Origin of the sequence: Bradyrhizobium sp. CCBAU 51765, from assembly GCF_015291725.1 — a bacterium.
Classification (GTDB): domain Bacteria; phylum Pseudomonadota; class Alphaproteobacteria; order Rhizobiales; family Xanthobacteraceae; genus Bradyrhizobium; species Bradyrhizobium liaoningense.
Map to the genome: position 1 here is coordinate 5191237 of NZ_CP030038.1, position 17211 is coordinate 5208447.

Sequence of the window (17211 nt, forward strand, 5' to 3'; positions counted from 1 at the left end):
CGAACCACGCCGGGCAAGGCTCCCGCTTCCAACATGATAGCCCGCTATATTGAACCTCTCTTCGCGTTCATGCTGCCTTGGTCGATAGCCGCCAGTCAGGCGCAAAGCGTCCCGTACGGAGACATGCGGCCGCCAGAGCGCGCCGCAACCGACAAATCAGCCTTCGATGATGGCTCATCCTCCGCGCCCAGTTGTATAATTCAGCATCCGTCCCTCCTGACGAAGTACAGAGTCCGTCCGGAGTGGAAGGTCGCGGGTGTGGACTATTGCGTTGGCTATACGAATACTCCCATCAAAGATCCGGCAACGATCTCGATGGAAGGCGTTTCGCTCGACGTGGCTCAGAAGAGCATCACAGTGACAGGCGACAATGTTACGCTCGAGGGCTATGATTTCGGCGGCTGGTCCATTGTGACGACGGCAGCAAACACCAATCTAATCAACTCGAAATTCGATGGTCTGAATCCGGGCGGCCCGCAGAATAGTGTCATCAGCGGTGCGCCGTCCTCCTCCGATCTACGCATCGTCAATTGCATCATTGACGGCCTGAGCGGAGGCGGACGTGCCGAATTTCTGATCGAAATGGAAGGGCCCGGCCTCACGATCGAATATTCCTGGCTGAAGAATTCCAATTCCGACCTGATCGGCCGCCATGGCCGAGACGGCGGCAACATCGTCATTCGATATAGCGTACTGGAACAGGCCGGAATGCGCGGCCCAGGGACACACGGCGACTATCTGCAGGTCTACGGGCCAACCGTGGAAGCAACCCGCATTCTTTACAACACAGCGATCCAGAATGGCGGCAGTACTCAGGGGTTCATTGCGGATAACACGAAGCTGGGCGAGTTTGGCTACAATATCCTGATCGGCAGCGTCACCTACTGGATGTCCGTATCCGGTCCGGGGACCGACGCCGCCAATCTGTCCGGGACATTCTCCACGCACAACAACTATTTTGATGCGACACGAGCGTTCGGCTTTAATTATCCGGCAGTCGGGCCGAACGACCGCTACGCGAAGACCGTTTTCAAAAACAATGTAAACATGGTAACGGGGCGGGTCGTCCAAGATTCTACCAGCCCGAAGCCGAAACCGTCACGTCCGTGACTTCGCGTATCATCCGATCTGGCCGCTACGCTTTCGAGGTGAGCTTCCTCTTGAGGCGGCGGAGCCCGCCAATGATTGGTGCAGGAATAAGCAGCCAGCAGGCCAGGCGCATGACGGTGAACGAGTCCTGAGCCTGCAAGGCCACTAGGTGACGCCCCCATTGCCTCAACACTGGAAGTAGTTCGCGAAGACGAGCGCCCCTTTTGCGATACGAGACGATGATCCCGATGGCCTCACGGGCCAGGAAATATCTGGCTCGCAATTGCAGCTGATGGCGCCTTCGTTCATTCCCGATTCTGTGCTCGGCGGTGACCGTTATGAGATCAACCAGCTTCCTGAGATCCTCAAGGTGGCTCTCGAGCACTAGACGAGATGTCTGCGTGGCGTCGTGAAGGGAATAGGAGCCGCAACATTCATTGACAAAGCCTGCCTTGCCTTCCAGCAGCAATGGGAGATGCCGTGCAAGATCACTCGCGAACGGCCATCCTGCCGGGAATCCTCCCCAAGCCCGGAGTCTCTCGGTACGAAGTATCGTGGTGCAGCCCTGCACCAAGATGCGCCGTTTCAGATATTCATCGAGGACATCGACGCCGTCCCAGATTCCAGTTGTCAGAATTCGACTAGCCCGTGGTGGCAGGTTGCGTCCCGACGCGACGACCCGGGCCTCACCCAACGCCATCACGATCGGTACTTCAGGCTCACTTCGGATCAACGAAATGCATCGCTCCAACAGCCAGGGCGCAATTCTGTCGTCGTCTGGAACAAATACGATATAGTCACCCCTCGCCTGTGCCACGCAAGCATTCCAGTTTGCGGTCGCCCCTATGTTCTTCGGCTGGCGCACGACGCGCAGTCTTTCGTCATTGAATTGGCTCAGGACCAGGGCGGTTTCATCGGTCGATGCGTTGTCCGACACCAGCACTTCGAAATGTGGATACGATTGACTTAGCACCAGGCGAATACAGTCCAGCAACCACGTAGCTCGATTGAATGTGGGAATGGCAATGGTCACTAGCGGGCCGGTCCAGCGCGAGGCGGGATCCGGTCCCGCCATGGCGTCTTCCGACAGCTGCAGACTGACGGGACGGGCTGACTTCTCGATCTCGCCTGAAGCTCGCATGGCAAACTCGAAAACCTGTGGCATCCCACTGGTCGCAATCAGTGTCGAGGCATCAATGTTCCATCGCCCCTATTTTTCCGGCATCCGAAGCGGCATAGGACCGGTCAGCTACCTCCAATCGCGCTCTCTCCTTTAAACGACCATCAGCCGCGAGTCCGCGCTCTTGCACTGTGTCAGTGACCCTTTCAAGCCACGCTTCACGCCACCAGGAATAGATGCTCCTCGGGCAGAACATTTTGCAATTGCTGTATCGAGATCTGCACCAAACGTCCTCCAGGATCACAGCCGGCGTCTTGAGTGATCTCATCTTTCCGGTCTTCTCATCGATGAATCTCGTTATCTGTGTCTTGACCTTGTAGAGGCCGCCGCAATACGGGACCAGCTCTGCATCAAAGGCCATGCCTCGATTTATGTTTTCAGCGTCGAGGGTCGCGAGAATTTCCTTGTAATTCTTCACCCGCACCAATTCACCAGGCTGCAGGTTCAAGGTGACGCTGGGAGTCTCATGCCGATGTGGTATTTTTCCCTTCCACCTCGGAAACGGAATGCCGCCCCGCAACTCCTGGAAAAGATCGTAAGCCAAACGAGACACGTGACCCAGTCGTGCTCTCTTGGCGAGCGCGAGATGCCAGTAGGCCAGGTATACGAATCCGCGTGCGATCCGCCCAAGGCTGGCGTTCCCCGAGGTGTAATCCTCCACGTATTGCCTGACATCCCACCATCGAGCCAACGTCGTAAAGCGGGGCAATTCGGTTGCCTGGCAAGAGTATCGGATTTCTGCATCCGCGGCGTTATCGCCGATACGCGTCCCCCGAAAGACGTCTTCCTCTGTACATCGGCCTTTATCCGCGAATTGTCTGACACGTTCGCCCCTATGCGCCGGTGAAATCACCACAGCGCTTGCGCTTTCATTGATAGGCCTGAGCCACGCCTCCTTCCAGAAAATGAGGCATGCAGCTTGGCAGCCACCATACGCCTCACCGTCGCATCTCAGATCAAGATGGATACCATTCGGAAGCCATCTGCCACCCGTGTTTGTGACGGTGTCACAAGTCTTGTGGGAGCGCTTGTAGACCTTAAATCGCTTGCCGCAATACTTGAACATTTGCGGCATGAACGGGAGCCCCTCGAAGCTGCCACTGCTGTCGAGCGTGCTAAGGATCTCCTCCTTGGTCCGCACTTCTACCCAGTCGCCCGCTCGCAGCTTAGTCATCTTGCCCTCCAAATGCGGTGGCCGTCGTCCAATCTCGAACCTAGCCCGCTCGCTTTTTCATGAGTCTTCATGGAAAGTGCGCCTTGCAGTTCCTTGAACAGGCCGAAGTAGACTGTCTTCTGTCCCATAAGAAACAGCAGCATCCAGAGATAGATTGCGGCGATAACGCAGCCTCCAAGAAGGAGTCTCAAAAGATGCGACTCTAAACCGCCAAGAAAGACTTGAAGTCCGAGAGCTACCGCCGCCGCCGCCGCACTTGCGATCAATGGCCGGCCCGCTGCGAAAAGTAGATCTCGCAGAGAAATCACCGTTCCATGCAAACACCAGAGAACGTGGGGGATGAGCCACAATATCATCGCGGCAGAATACGCGAACGCGACACCGGTCGGCCCATAGGGCAATCCGATGAGGTAGGCCACAATGACCAGCGGAGCGATCACTAGGGCAATCTTCAGACTTCGTACCTGTAGGCCTGCCGAATACAACAGCCACGCAAGGGGATTGATAATGCCGAATACCAAGATCGTCGGCGTCAACATGCGGAAAATGACCACCGTATCTCTCCACTTCGGCCCGAGTACGACCTCGACGATGTCATCCACGAACACCGCACAGAAGACCGTAATGGGCAGCGTCATCGACAGGACGATGGTATAGCCCTTCAGGAAGTAGCTCTTCAGTCGAGGCAAATCGTTCTGAATCCGCGACAATCCCGAAAACGCGACGCCTCCAATCGCTGCGTTGAGCTCTGCCGTCGGCAGGTTGACAAGCCGATATCCTCGTTCGTAAATTCCGAGAGCATCGGCTCCCCAGTACCGGCCAAGAAGCAACTTCTCGAAGTTGTAGGCGATGTACACCACGAGAGAATTCAGGGTAACTATCCCACCAAAGCTCAACATGCCGCGGACTCCGGCGGTCCGGCGTGGTGGGCCAGGAATCCACCCCGTGGCCACCCATACGCACACGGTGTAAACAACGGTCGAAATCAGCGTCATTCCCAGGATGGCCCAATATGCCAAGCCGCCAAAGGCCATGGCGACTCCGGCAGCAAAGCTCACCATCTGTGAGAGCACTTCAATGATCGTCAACGTTGTGTACCGCAGTTGACGCTGAAGCAGCGCTGAGTGCTGCACCGCTACTGCGCTCAGGAAAAATCCCAAGCCTGCTACGACGGTCAGCCAGAACAGTCGAGGCTCATGGTAGAACGCCACGAGAGCAGGCGCGGTTGCCGCGCAAAGGAGCGCAAGCATCATTCCGATCGCTAGATTGACCCAGAACAATGTCGACATCTGCTCGTTGGTGACGGTCTCTTGCTGGACTGTGGCCGACGACAATCCTGCCGCTGCGAAGAGTTGAAAAACTCCGCTGACGGCGGTTGTCATCGCAACCAATCCGAAATCCTGCGGGTCCAGTAGACGCGCGAGGGCGGCCATGACACTAAGCCGAAGAGCGAAATTCGCCGCCTGGCCGCCAAGCCGCACCACGCCGCCGCGAATTATCATCCCCTTGAGATTGTCCATTCCAATCCCCGTAGAAGAGAATTCGGCATCGGCTCACCTTTGGGCACGCTTCCTCCAACGGCTTGTCATGACAGTACGAGTTTATTCGCCACAAATGCTTCGGCGTATTTTTCCGGCGCTCGACATTCCATGCCCCGCAGCCGCGCTAGACCGCGGAAGACCTCTGGATCGAACCATTGCTTGGAACGCTGACTTCCAAAATGCGACATCAGCAGGTCGATCTTGCGCTCCAGTGCTTGGGCTGAAACAGCCGAATACAAATTTGGTTGACCGACGTCTCCGTCCCACTTGGGGATCTCATATTCTAGAATCAAATGATCTCTGAATGTATTCCACGTTAAACGTGACACCTGACGATGATCCTGATGGGCATCATTTCCGCGATGCGTCAAAATCAGATCCGGCTCGACGCGTCGCTTCAACGACTCGAACCACTTCTTGATCTCGTCACCCTGTTCCGGAAAGAAACCGTCTCGAAAGGACATTGCTTCAATTTGAGAACGAGCGGCGTCGCATACGAATTCAGTCGCCGACGCCCTCGCCTCGCTCTCACGTTCACCTGACGCGCTAAGTACACACCAATGCACGTCAAGCCGCACGCCACGCGCAATCAGATTCAGAATTGTCGCACCAACACCTATTTCGATATCATCCGAGTGCGCACCGAGACAAAGGATCGAGAGCCGCTCTCCAGAGGCGGCAAATTGAAACGCCTTCATGAAGCCGCCTGCGCGCGCGCTTCGGGAAGCACCTTCCAGGGCATTTCGCCCCGCTCAATCATCTCCTCAAGAACCTGCCGGTCCCGCAGCGTATCCATCGCGCGCCAGAAACCTTCGTATTTGTAAGCCATAAGCTTTCCGGCTTCGATCAGGCGACTGAATGGTTCAAGCACAAGCTCCTCGCCCTCACGTATGTAGTCGAAGATCTCCTTCCGGAAGATGAAGTAGCCCCCATTTATCCAGATCTCGGACTGCTGACTGGAGCGCAAACGCTTGACGGTGTCTCCGCCGTTGAATTCAGCAAGGTGAAAGTTGAACGGCGGATGCACGGCGATAAAACATCCGACCATCTTGCTCCTCTTGAACCGCTCGATGATTTCGGGCAACGGCGCGTCAGTCAGACCATCACTGTAGTTCGCGAGAAAGATGTCCTCGTTCTCGACGAGCGAGCGCACCGCCATCAAACGCTGACCGATGTTTCGCCAAATGCCGGTGTCGATCAGCGCCACCTGCCAGTCCGGCGGCTGCTCGCCGATGACCTCAACCTTCCTGCCGAAGTTGGAAACGACGCAATCACTGTGAGCCCAACGATCCGAGTTCAGGAAATACTCCTTGATCGCATTGGCCTTGTACCCGAGACACAATACGAAATCGCGGTGACCATACTGACTATAGTATTGCATGACATGCCACAGCATCGGGTGTTGGCCGACGGGCACCATGGGCTTCGGAATGCTTTCAGAGTATTCCCGGATGCGGGTTCCGAGTCCCCCGCAGAACAAGACAACCTTCATGGCCAGCGCTTCCCATCTTTCCGGTCGACCGTTTCGGTCGCCGCAGATCGCCTAAAGCGGCTATTACGAGCCTCGCGATTTAAATGCATAAATCAAACTATTCAATGGCGCAGATTTTATATTGCGAGTAGTATTAATCAATATCTTTTTGAAAGCCGTTTTGAGATTTTTCTCTTGTACGCTATTATCATTGATATTGCATCATATTTGAACGCCGGCCGCACAATTATGGAGGAATCCGGGTGATTATAACCGAAACCAAGCTTAAAGGAGCCTACATTATCGATATTGAACGGCGCGAGGATTCGCGCGGCTTCTTTGCGCGAGCTTTTTGCCAGAGAGAGTTCAGGGCCCTCGGCCTCAATCCAATCATTGCGCAGGCGAATATCGCGTCAAATGTCCGGCGGGGAACCCTACGCGGCATGCACTTCCAGTTTCCGCCGGCCGCGGAGACGAAACTGGTTCGTTGCACGCGGGGCACGATCCTCGACATCATCGTCGACCTGCGACCGGAAAGCCCGACCTACCTGCAACATGTCGCTGTCGAACTGAACGAGCTCAACCAGCGGGCGCTCTACGTGCCGGAACGATTTGCTCACGGCTATCAGACTCTCGTCGACAACACCGATACCAGCTACCAGGTGGGTGAGTTCTATACCCCCGAGGCGGAGAGCGGGCTGATGTACAATGATCCCAGGCTCGGGTTGACCTGGCCGCTTCCGGTTTCCGTGATTTCGGAGAAGGATCAGCGCTTTCGCTTACTCAACGAGGTCGAATCCGAACTGAAAGGGCGGATGGAGCTCGCCGGCATCGAAGGTTGATGCCGACAGCGCGCTGCTCGCAGCCGTTTACCGATCCCCTCCAGTTGAAAGACTCCACGATGATACTTGTCGATCACGCACTGCAAGCTCGTCATGCAGCCGGAAAGCCAATCCGTGTCGGCCTGCTCGGCTCGGGCTTCATGGCTCAAGGGCTCACCAATCAGATAAACAACGGTGTTCCCGGAATGCGGGTCGTGGCCATCTACAGCCGAAAGCCCCGGCGCGGGCATGAGGTGTTCGGCTATTCCGGCCAGACCGGCGTGGTTGACGTGGACAGCCAGGGGCGGCTCGACAGAGCCATTGCCGCCGGCGTTCCGGCGGTCACCGAGGACGCGTTCCTGCTCGCCAGATCGGACCTGATCGACGTGATCGTCGACGTGACCGGATCGGTTGAGCTCGGCGCCCAAGTCGCGCTGGAGGCCTTCAAGCATCAGAAGACCGTCGTCCTCATGAACGCGGAGATCGACGCTACGATCGGACCGATCCTGCAGGTCTATGCAAAGAAGTACGGCGGCTCCCTGTCCGCATGCGATGGCGACGAGCCCGGCGTGCAGATGAACCTGGTTCGATGGGTAAAGGGGCTCGGCCTGATCCCGCGCGTTGTCGGCAACATCAAGGGACTACAGGATCCGTATCGCAACCCCACCACGCAGAAGGGATTTGCCGAGCAATGGGGACAGAACCCGGCCATGGTGACCAGTTTCGCCGACGGATCCAAGATCAGCTTCGAGCAGACGATCGTGGCCAATGCCACCGGCTTCAAGGTGAGATCACGCGGCATGTCGCGCGGGCTGGAGTATCGCGGCGACGTCATGAAGATCGGCACACTCTACGACATAGACGAAGTCCGCGCCCTGGGCGGAATCATCGACTATCTCGTTGGCACACCGCTGACCAAGGTCTACGTGCTGGCCGAGCACACAGATCCGAAGCAACAGAAGTATTTGAACCTGTACAAGATGGGCGAAGGCCCCCTGTATTCGTTCTTCACACCATATCACCTCGTTCATTTCGAAGTGCCGAACTCGATTGCCCGTGCGTTTCTTTTCAAGGATCTGGTCGCCCCTCCCATCGCCGGTCCGGTTGTCGAGGTCTGTGCAGTCGCGAAACGTGATTTGGAGGCGGGCGAGGTCCTCGACGACTATGGAATGTACATGACCTATGGCGAAGCCGTGAACTCCGAGGAAATGAGCCAGATGCAATACCTGCCTGAAGGTCTCGTAGAGGGCTGCAGGTTGCGGCACGCAGTCAAGAAGGATGCAGTCCTCACCTACGCGGATGTCGATCTGCCGCCGGGCCGCCTGGCCGACAAGCTGCGCGCAGAACAATACAAGCACTTCAACGGACACAGCTGGCTTGAGCAACGGATCACCCGGGACGCCTCGTTCGCTCTCACGGTGTGAAGAGCTGGATGATGACCACATTCGCCGAGCCGTGCGACGCGGGACTGCATACGCACCGCGAGGAGATCCGCTCGCCCGCCCTACCCGTTGGTCCTGAGCGACCTGGTCTCTCCATGAATGTTCATTGCGCCCCCTCGCCTGAGGCGATCGGCGGCTGCATCCAAGCCACGGCGCGTCGTCCCATCTCGATCCCGGCCAGTTCAATGTGCCGATACCTGAGTTCAGAGACCATCATCGTGGCAGGTATGCTCGGGCATGAAAGCAGCAACATCTCTGGAGCAGCCCCAGAGATCGAGTAGGAGCGCGCGCCAGAATTTTGCACCAGGGGGTTTGTGAGCGCGCGCGCAGGTCAGTCGGCTCACAATTCCTGCCACGAAGTCGCCGGTTGCGAGCCGCAGGGCTCCGGGGCCCGCCGCGCCTGCCGAAGCTCAGCCCGAATCCGGCCAGCCAGCGCGCGCCTGCCTCAGCGAGACCGCAGGGCGCAACCGCAGCATGAGCGCGCCGACCTCCCGCTCACCGGCTTTTCGTCGCCAGGGAGCCTGGCCACTCACGACACCGCTGCAAGCTGCAATCTCGAGTGGCGCAAATCGCCACCGAGAATTCTCTCCGCCAGCAGCTTCCGAAGATGGCCGATTCGTTGATATCGTGGCCCTTCGAACTCCTCCAAAGTCAGCTTTGACGAACGATAGACCCTGTAGAGCTGTTCGGCGCCCATTCGCGCGTCCCAGCGCGGCTGGAATCCCGGCAGCTTGCGCCGGATCTTTTCGAAGCTCACTCGGTAGGACCGCTCATCTGGGCTCGCATCCTTCGCAAACTCCACCGTGGAATTCGGCACCACACTCGCGACGATCTCGGCTAGATCCCGAATTCGATAATTGTGAGCAGTCTGGCCGACATTGAATGCCTCATTGAAAACGGATTCGGCTGGCGCCTCCAGTGCGGCAATGAAAGCTCGCGAAATGTCCTCGATGTGGACAATCGGCCGCCAGGGCGAGCCATCCGATTTGAGGTGAATTCGTCCTGTCGTGAACGCCCATGCGACCAGGTTGTTCAGGACAATGTCGAAGCGCAGTCGCGGCGAGACTCCGTATGCCGTCGCCGGCCTCAGATACACCGGGCAGAACCCGTTACCGGCCAACGCCGAAATATCGCGTTCGGAGGCAACCTTGGATTCTCCGTAGGCCGTTACCGGATTGAGCGCGGCTGTCTCATCGATCATTTCCTCGCCGGCTTTTCCATAATTGCTGCAGGACGAGGCAAACACAAATCGACCTACGCCGGCGTGTTTCGCAATCGAGGCCATCCGAACGCTTGCGCGATGATTGATCTCATCCGTCAGTTCCGGCCTCAGATTGCCGAGCGGATCGTTGGAGAGCGCGGCGAGATGCAGCACTGCGTCGAAGCCAACGAGATCCGCAACCTCCGCGTCTCTGACGTCCTTCCGGATGATCGGGACGTCGAGAATGCTACCGCCGGCGGCATATGTACACCGCGAGTAGATGTCGCTGTCCATTCCAGTCACCTCGTGACCGGCACCCACCAGCAACGGCGTCAAGACCGTGCCGATGTAGCCAAGATGACCTGTTACAAGAACTCGCATTGCCATTCTCCATCGCACTCAGTTTCATGGACGAAACATTGTCCGGCTGCCGTGTTTCGGCAGCGTCCTCTCAATTCCGACCCCTCGCCCTATCGAAGGACCGCCTCGAGCACTCAAGGTGCGGTGCCGGGACGGCTGCTCGCACAGCTTCGGCTTCTTCGCGGGAACTTGTGACCCAGAAAGGGAAGTCATGAAGCCAGAGCCTGTCGTTGCCGCGTGGTCGCATGCCCTCGTTCGGAGCGCCACCACTTCACGAACTCCGTCAGTCCGAGCTCGAGCGGCACTGTGGCCTGGAAACCCAACAGACGTTCCGCTTTCCCTGTCGACGCCACTCGGCGCGGGACCGGGTTGATCGAGTGCTCAGGCGCGATGTGTGGGAGCACGCCGTCGTGGCCCATCACGGAAGCCAGGGCCGAAGCGAGCTGCACAAGGCTTGTTTCAATGCCGCTCCCAATGTTGAACACCTCGTCGCTGACCTTTGCCTTCCCAGCAAGGATGGTTGCGCGTGCCGCGTCGCGGACATGAACCAAGTCCAGGGTCTGCTGGTCGTGCGCAACTATCACCGGCGGCGTTCCAGCCTCTACTTGCTCTATCCAGCGGATCAACATCTCGGCATATCGATCGTGTACGTCCATTCGGCTGCCATACACGTCAAAGTATCTCAAAGCGATATAGTCGAGCCCGTGCATATCGTTATAGGCGCGGAGCAAGCCTTCATTGCAGAGCTTCGCTGTTCCACAGACCGTACGGTTTCCGTAGGGGCTCTGATGCTCCGTTGTCGGAAATTCCTCCGCCGCGCCGTAAACCGAAGCCGAAGACGCGGCGACGAACTTCTCGACGTCATACTTCACGCAAAGTTCGAGCAGTTCGAAGGTGCCGTTCACCATGACTTCCATGGCAAGACGCGGTTCGGCCAAACAATGGTCACTGCACGGTGCGGCGTGGTGAAAGATGATGTTGGCCCCCTTTACCAGAGCTTCCACCAACCTGATGTCGCGCAAGTCGCCACGGACCAATCGCACCGGTCCTCGATTGAGCGACTTCCTGAGATTCTCCGGTCGGCCGGTCATCATATTGTCGAGCGCGACGATCTCGATGCAGCCTTCGTCGCACAACAAGTCGACGATATGCGACCCGATGAATCCGGCACCTCCGGTAACGAGAACGCGCTTGCCCTTGAGATCCATCATGACCGCTCTCCCGGTTCTAGGCTGATCGGCCATATCGAGGCATCACGTCCTGAAATGCCGCGATCGCAGAGCGCTGCTCGAAAGCGCCTGCTTCAGGCTCCGATGCAGACTGCTCGTCCCGGATGGCACGCGCGGTCGCAACGTCGATTTGCGCTCCCACCGTCTGGGTTTTCACCTTCAAGTCCAAGAAAGGTATCAAATCGGCAACCCCGCTTCCAAAGGGTCCGGCAGCTTCACGTCCGCGCAGGCATATCTTGCCATATACCCCGAGTGTCGATGACGTCGAGATGTCGGCGTTCGGCCAGCGGAACCATCTTGAATTCGTCGTGATCGACCAGGAGAAGGGCGATCTCGCACGTGCGCAGCGCTTCGTCTATGTTCAAGAAGCCGCGCCGGTAGTCCGCAAGTTCCGGCGGCAACCGCCTTAGATTCGGCTCGACGAACTTGATACGCTCCCCGTACTTCTTCGCGAGATGCAGTGCGATCTCCATCGCAGGGCTTTCGCGCAGATCGTCGACATTAGCTTTGAATGTCAGCCCGCAGCAAGCCACGCTGGCGTATGGATGATCGTCGATCAGGGCCTCGGCGCGCTCAATAATGCTTTCCGTCTTTGCAATGTTGACCTCGCGGCTCGCCCGCATGAGACGCGCCAGGTCCGGCGCCGAGTCGATAATGAACCACGGATCGACGGCGATGCAATGACCGCCCACACCTGGTCCCGGACGCAACACGGTCACGCGTGGATGACGGTTGGCGATATCGATGACCTCCCAGACATTGATGTCGAACCTGTCGCAGATCAATGAGAGCTCATTGGCAAATGCAATGTTGGTGTCCCGGAACGCGTTCTCCGTGAGCTTGACCAACTCGGCCGTGCGCGCAGTGGTTGCAACGCAAGCCCCCCGAACGAACATCTTGTAGAAGCGCTGAGCCCGACGAGTGCAGGCAGGGGTCACTCCCCCGATGCATCGGTCATTGTTGATGAGTTCACTCAAGATCCGCCCGGGCAATACGCGCTCCGGACAATAAGCGACGTAGACGGCACCATCCTCATGACCGTTGACACCAATTCTCAGATCGGGCCTGTGTTCGCTGATCCGCCTGGCGATTCCTTCAGTGGTTCCGATCGGCGAGGTCGATTCGAGAATGACGAGGTTACCCGGTTGAAGCAGATTCAGTATGGTCTCGACCGCGGCATTCACGTTCGACAGATCCGGACGATTGCTTTCGTCGATCGGTGTGGGCACCGCGATGATGAAGACGTCGGCGGGTTGCGGTTCACTTGATGTCGTCAACGCCCCGCTCGACACCACTTTGGAAACGAGACCATCGAGGTCTGGCTCTGAAATGTGAATGGCTCCCGAGCCGACCGTCCTGACCACATAGTCCTTTGTGTCTACCCCGACCACCTGGAGGCCGCGGCTGGCTATCAGCGCGGCCGTCGGCAAACCGATGTAGCCAAGTCCGACGACGGTAACTTTCTGGAATTCAGGCATCAAGAAGCACCTTCACGATCCGCTCGCTCGCCCGCCCGTCGCCGAAGGGATTGTGGGAGCGAGCCATAGCCGAATAGGTCTCATCATCATCAAGAAGACGAAATGTTTCGTGGACGATCCTGTCGTAGTTCGCTCCGACCAATCGTGCGGTCCCGGCTTCGACGCCCTCTGGACGCTCCGTCGTCTCGCGCATCACGAGGACGGGCTTTCCGAACGTCGGCGCCTCCTCTTGCACGCCTCCCGAGTCGGTCAGCACCAGATACGACAGCGACAGCAGGCTGACGAAATCGGTGTACTCCTGGGGCGAAATGAGTGCGACGCGCGGATGATCGGCGAGCCGGCTCGCAAACACGTCGCGAACGTTCGGGTTCGGATGAACCGGAAGTACGACGGCAACGTCCTCCCTGCTCAGGATCGTCTCAAGTGCATTGACGACGTTGAAAACTCCCCCGCCGAAATTCTCGCGGCGATGGCAAGTGACCAGGATGATGCGGCGGTTGCCGTGGCGCTTCTTGATTCCGTCCCATCGGGACGAGAGCTGCGGATCGGCCTCGACCATGGCCTTCGCGAGGATTAGCGCGTCGACGACAGTATTTCCGGTAACGTGAATGCGATCCTTGGAGACGTTCTCCGCCCGCAGCGCTCTCGCCGCCCGCTCGGTCGGCGCGAAATGCTGATCGGCGATCGAACCGACAATCTTGCGGTTCACCTCCTCCGGCCAGGGCGCGAAGATATCTCCACTTCGCAGTCCCGCCTCGACGTGCGAGACCGGAATGCGGTGATAGTACGACGCCAGTGCACCTGCCATGGCCGTCGCAGTGTCACCCTGGACAATCACTCTGGTGGGCTTCACCCTCTCTAGAACTTCTCCGATCTGCGCTAATAGCCGGCCGGTCAGATTATCGAGCGTCTGATTCACCGTCATGACGTCGAGATCGAAATCCGGGACCACCTTGGCCACCTTTAGGACCTGGTCGAGCAGCTCCCTGTGCTGCGCCGTCGCGCAGACCGTGAGGGCGATGCCCTTGTTCGCTTCCGCCTTGAGCCGGTTGATCACCGGAAACAGCTTGATCGCTTCAGGCCTGGTTCCCAACAGGATGAGAAAATGCTTCCGCACGTCTCACCCTCCGATCCGGCCTGCCCCGGGGGGCAGCACACTGTACATGCGGGGCGCCCGTCGAAACGCCTGCCGCGCGAAGGCCTGCGTCAAGATTCCCGCAAACAGCGTGTTCGTCCTGGCATACCGCCACCACATCCGTCTGGGCTCCTGATAGATGCGATACAGCCATTCGAGGCCGAATTGCTGCATGTGAATGGGAGCTCGCAGAACCGAGCCCGCGAGAACGTCAAACCCGCCACCCACGCCCATGATGAACGGGACGCCGAGCTCGTCGCGGTGAGCCGCAAGAAAGCGCTCCTTCCGCGGCGTGGGCATGCCGATGAACAGGCAATCGGCGCCACTGGACCGAATATCGCGGACGACCTCGTTCTCCTGCTCGCTGGAAAAATACCCGTGCTTGATCCCGGCAAAGACCAGCGAGGGATGCTCGTCCCGGACACGCTGCGCCGCCTGTTGCACGACGGCGGATGTGGCTCCAAGAAAATACGGTCGGAGGCCCTCTTGCGCGCACACTTTGAGCAACTCGCTGAGTAGATCCACGCCGGTCACTCGCGACGTCGCCGGGAGACCGAGCGCCCGCGCTCCCCAAAGGATACCCATGCCGTCGATTCCGACGATGTCGCTACTGGCGACATCGGCGGCAAGCACCGGATCGGAGCGCATGTTGACGAGCTTCGCGACATTGAGGGCCACATGCTGCAGACGTTGACGGTTTCGCATGGCCTTACGCGCGAGGTCGACGGTTTCCGCCATGGTCAAGATATCGATGGGGCACCCTAGAAAGTAGGCACGCATGGGTTCCTCCCCCGGCCAAAATTCGCTTTCAGCGAAATATCGCCTTCCAATTGAACCTAAATAATATCTAGATAATAATGCTCGCGGTTTTATTTGCAAGTTATATTGATATTATATCGTAACTTAAATACCGGGCAGACGGCGCGCGCCAACCGCCGAAATGCAACCACCGACGGCGGAGAGCATTAAATGACGATTAAACGCAAAAGGATCTCAGTCGTCGTTCCACATTTAAATCAACCCGGCGCCCTGAAGACTTGCCTGTCGAGTCTCGATGCGCAGAGCATTCCCCGGGATTGGTTCGAGATCGTTGTCGTTGACAACGGCTCCGTAACCTTGCCGACCGACGTCGTCGCTCAATATCCGGGCGTACGGCTGTTGTGCGAAGCGCGGCCCGGGCCGGGCCCGGCGCGCAACACCGGAGTTGCTGCTGGAAGCGGCGAGGTGCTCGCCTTCATCGACGCCGATTGCAGAGCACATCCGGATTGGCTGAGCAGCGTATGGCGCTCACTGCATTCGCTCCCGTCGGGAACAGTGCTCGGTGGAGACGTCCGCATCTGGCGGGACGCAAAGCCACACCTGGACGCCATCGCGGCCTATGAGAGCGTCTTCGCCTATCGCTTCAAGCTCTATATCGAGCGCGACGGCTATTGCGGCACCGGCAACATGGCGATGTTTCGTCGGGATTTCCATTCCGTCGGTCCGTTCGCAGGGATCGACGTGGCAGAGGATATGGAGTGGGGACAACGCGCGCAGCGTGCCGGGCTTCGATTTCAATATATCCCGGAAATGATCGTCTTCCACCCGGCCAGGAGCTCTCTCCGGGAGCTCTATGTCAAGTGGGACCGGCAACTTCTGCACTACCGCAACATGGCAGACGGTACGCCGGCATGGAGATTACGCTGGATTGCGCAGGCCCTACTCGTCTTGGCCTCGCCCGCTCCGGGCATCATCACGATCCTTACGAGTGACCGGCTCTACGGCGTCGGAGCCCGCACCAAAGCTATCGCAGTCATGTTTGCCGTAAGAATGCATCGCGTCATAACAATGCTGTCGCTGTTGCGCGATCGGCGAACCGTCGCCTGGAACCGCTAGCACAAGCGTTTGTGCCCACGGCGTCAGGCCGGCATTGGTACCTTGCCAAAGGCCGAGTTGTGGGTCAGTTCCAGCAGGTCACCTCGCTGACCGAATGACCACAATATCCAACCTAGTTCGTAGCTACGGCATTCCAGTCGAAGTCCGACGACGGCATTCTCAATCAGCCCGGGCTCGTGTCCGGAGTACGCGTTTTTGATTGCGCGCAGCACCCTGGGTGCCCTCGTTGACAGCTCCTGCTTTCGAAGCTGAGATCGGATAGTCAACCCGAGATCTGTCACCAGCATGGAGCGGCGAAGCTGGTTCTTGCCCAGTACCCAATTAAATCCCTTGATTAAGGCATCTCGCGCCCCCTCAACCCGATAGCGCTCTGCCCATTCGAGCAACGCCGGAGCCATACCATACTGGTGCACCGAGTAGATTTCATAAAAATCGAGCACGCGCCCACCAGCCGCATCGAAGAACCAGGGCCACTCGCCGTCGGGGCCCTGAAGCGCGATCAACTTGCGCACGCAGGCGTCTGCCATCGCGAGTGCGGATGACTCGCCTGCGAATTCACCGTAATGATAGCACGCAATTGAGAGATAGATCTGCGTCGCGAACGAAGCGAAGCGCCGCCGAAATCCCGATGCTGCGTCGAAGAATAGCCCTGATCCGGTGTAAAATCGCTCCTGCAGAAAGCGATACAGCGGAGCGGCGAAAGGCACCCACTCCTTGCCGCCAGCTCCGGCCTGAGCCACCACGCCCGTCAACAGCATACCCAAATCCTGGGCCCGAAACGTCTTCCACCCTGCCTGATCGATCAAGAGTGCCTTCACTTCACGCCTAACTTGCTCGGGCAGCTCAAGGCCGAGTTCTGCGGAGACCCAAAGCGCCATGCCGAGTGCATATTTGGGTACCGAAAGTACCGTGAGCTGGACCGCATTCCGATAGAATGTCTCCGACAGATTGATGCTGCTGGGCACCTCCTTTATCCTGGACATTCCGAGCAGAACGTTGAGCGTGTAGAATACATCGCTGCGCCGTAAAGATTCGTTCGGCGAAGCGCGCCCGTCCAGATGGTAGATGTGTGACCAGCAGCCGTGTTCAGATAGCCAGCACCGCTCCAATCCTCTGAGCGCATAGCGCACCAGCGGGGAATTTTGCGAGAAATCGGGCATCAAAGTCCCACTCTTGATCGGGCTGATGTTCATCGAAGAACCATGAGGCAACTCG

At 58.1% G+C, this 17211-nt stretch carries 16 protein-coding genes; 5 read left to right on the forward strand and 11 right to left on the reverse strand.

Annotated features, from left to right (window positions below):
- Positions 1 to 33 precede the first annotated feature (33 nt).
- Positions 34 to 1110 carry a hypothetical protein gene (locus XH96_RS24820; protein ID WP_194388071.1) on the forward strand — a complete coding sequence of 359 codons (1077 nt, stop codon included), beginning with the start codon at positions 34 to 36 and terminating at the stop codon, positions 1108 to 1110.
- A 25-nt stretch (positions 1111 to 1135) separates the two neighbouring features.
- Here XH96_RS24820 and XH96_RS24825 read toward each other — a convergent pair whose 3' ends face one another.
- From XH96_RS24825 to XH96_RS24845, 5 genes are all read right to left on the reverse strand, one after another.
- Entirely contained in the window at positions 1136 to 2254 is a 1119-nt protein-coding gene (locus XH96_RS24825; RefSeq protein WP_194388072.1) for a glycosyltransferase family 2 protein, read from the reverse strand.
- A gap of 28 nt (positions 2255 to 2282) precedes the next feature.
- Positions 2283 to 3443 (reverse strand): hypothetical protein, encoded by a 1161-nt coding sequence (locus XH96_RS24830; protein WP_194388073.1) that lies wholly within the window; start codon positions 3441 to 3443, stop codon positions 2283 to 2285.
- Entirely contained in the window at positions 3440 to 4963 is a 1524-nt protein-coding gene (locus XH96_RS24835; RefSeq protein WP_194388074.1) for a lipopolysaccharide biosynthesis protein, read from the reverse strand. The genes XH96_RS24830 and XH96_RS24835 overlap by 4 nt, the downstream gene beginning before the upstream one ends.
- Before the next feature lie 65 nt (positions 4964 to 5028).
- Positions 5029 to 5682, reverse strand: a complete 654-nt coding sequence (locus XH96_RS24840; protein ID WP_194388075.1) for a PIG-L deacetylase family protein — start codon at positions 5680 to 5682, stop codon at positions 5029 to 5031.
- Positions 5679 to 6476, reverse strand: coding sequence for a sugar phosphate nucleotidyltransferase (locus XH96_RS24845; RefSeq protein WP_194388076.1), 798 nt, complete (start codon positions 6474 to 6476; stop codon positions 5679 to 5681). Before XH96_RS24845 ends, XH96_RS24840 begins: the two co-directional genes overlap by 4 nt.
- A 242-nt stretch (positions 6477 to 6718) precedes the next feature.
- Between XH96_RS24845 and rfbC the strand changes: the two genes are divergently transcribed.
- From rfbC to XH96_RS24860, 3 genes are read left to right on the forward strand one after another with little or no spacing between them, the layout of a single operon-like run.
- On the forward strand, positions 6719 to 7297 hold the full coding sequence (gene rfbC / locus XH96_RS24850; RefSeq protein ID WP_194388077.1) for a dTDP-4-dehydrorhamnose 3,5-epimerase: 579 nt from the start codon (positions 6719 to 6721) through the stop codon (positions 7295 to 7297).
- The gene (locus XH96_RS24855) at positions 7297 to 8700 is read left to right on the forward strand and encodes an NAD(P)H-dependent oxidoreductase (protein WP_246789735.1); all 1404 of its coding nucleotides are present in this window, start codon (positions 7297 to 7299) and stop codon (positions 8698 to 8700) included. The genes rfbC and XH96_RS24855 overlap by 1 nt, the downstream gene beginning before the upstream one ends.
- A gap of 8 nt (positions 8701 to 8708) precedes the next feature.
- Entirely contained in the window at positions 8709 to 8999 is a 291-nt protein-coding gene (locus XH96_RS24860) for a hypothetical protein (RefSeq protein WP_194388078.1), read from the forward strand.
- Between the two features lie 248 nt (positions 9000 to 9247).
- Here the strand turns inward: XH96_RS24860 and XH96_RS24865 are convergent, their stop codons facing one another.
- The 5 genes from XH96_RS24865 to XH96_RS24885 form a co-directional block, all read right to left on the reverse strand.
- Positions 9248 to 10300 carry an NAD(P)-dependent oxidoreductase gene (locus XH96_RS24865; RefSeq protein WP_194388079.1) on the reverse strand — a complete coding sequence of 351 codons (1053 nt, stop codon included), beginning with the start codon at positions 10298 to 10300 and terminating at the stop codon, positions 9248 to 9250.
- Positions 10301 to 10488: 188 nt separating this feature from the next.
- A complete protein-coding gene (locus XH96_RS24870; RefSeq protein WP_194388080.1) occupies positions 10489 to 11490 on the reverse strand; it encodes an NAD-dependent epimerase/dehydratase family protein in 1002 nt (333 codons plus the stop codon).
- A gap of 233 nt (positions 11491 to 11723) precedes the next feature.
- Positions 11724 to 12986 carry a UDP-N-acetyl-D-mannosamine dehydrogenase gene (gene wecC / locus XH96_RS24875; protein WP_194388081.1) on the reverse strand — a complete coding sequence of 421 codons (1263 nt, stop codon included), beginning with the start codon at positions 12984 to 12986 and terminating at the stop codon, positions 11724 to 11726.
- Positions 12979 to 14103: a non-hydrolyzing UDP-N-acetylglucosamine 2-epimerase gene (wecB, locus tag XH96_RS24880; protein WP_194388082.1), complete on the reverse strand. Its 1125-nt coding sequence runs from the start codon at positions 14101 to 14103 to the stop codon at positions 12979 to 12981. The genes wecC and wecB overlap by 8 nt, the downstream gene beginning before the upstream one ends.
- 3 nt (positions 14104 to 14106) lie before the next feature.
- Positions 14107 to 14901, reverse strand: coding sequence for a WecB/TagA/CpsF family glycosyltransferase (locus XH96_RS24885; protein ID WP_194388083.1), 795 nt, complete (start codon positions 14899 to 14901; stop codon positions 14107 to 14109).
- Between the two features lie 189 nt (positions 14902 to 15090).
- Here XH96_RS24885 and XH96_RS24890 point away from each other — a divergent pair, with 189 nt between their 5' ends.
- Complete coding sequence (locus tag XH96_RS24890) at positions 15091 to 15996, forward strand: glycosyltransferase family 2 protein (protein WP_194388084.1); 906 nt, start codon at positions 15091 to 15093, stop codon at positions 15994 to 15996.
- Between the two features lie 23 nt (positions 15997 to 16019).
- Here the strand turns inward: XH96_RS24890 and XH96_RS24895 are convergent, their stop codons facing one another.
- Positions 16020 to 17189 (reverse strand): hypothetical protein, encoded by a 1170-nt coding sequence (locus tag XH96_RS24895; protein WP_246789736.1) that lies wholly within the window; start codon positions 17187 to 17189, stop codon positions 16020 to 16022.
- Positions 17190 to 17211 lie beyond the last annotated feature (22 nt).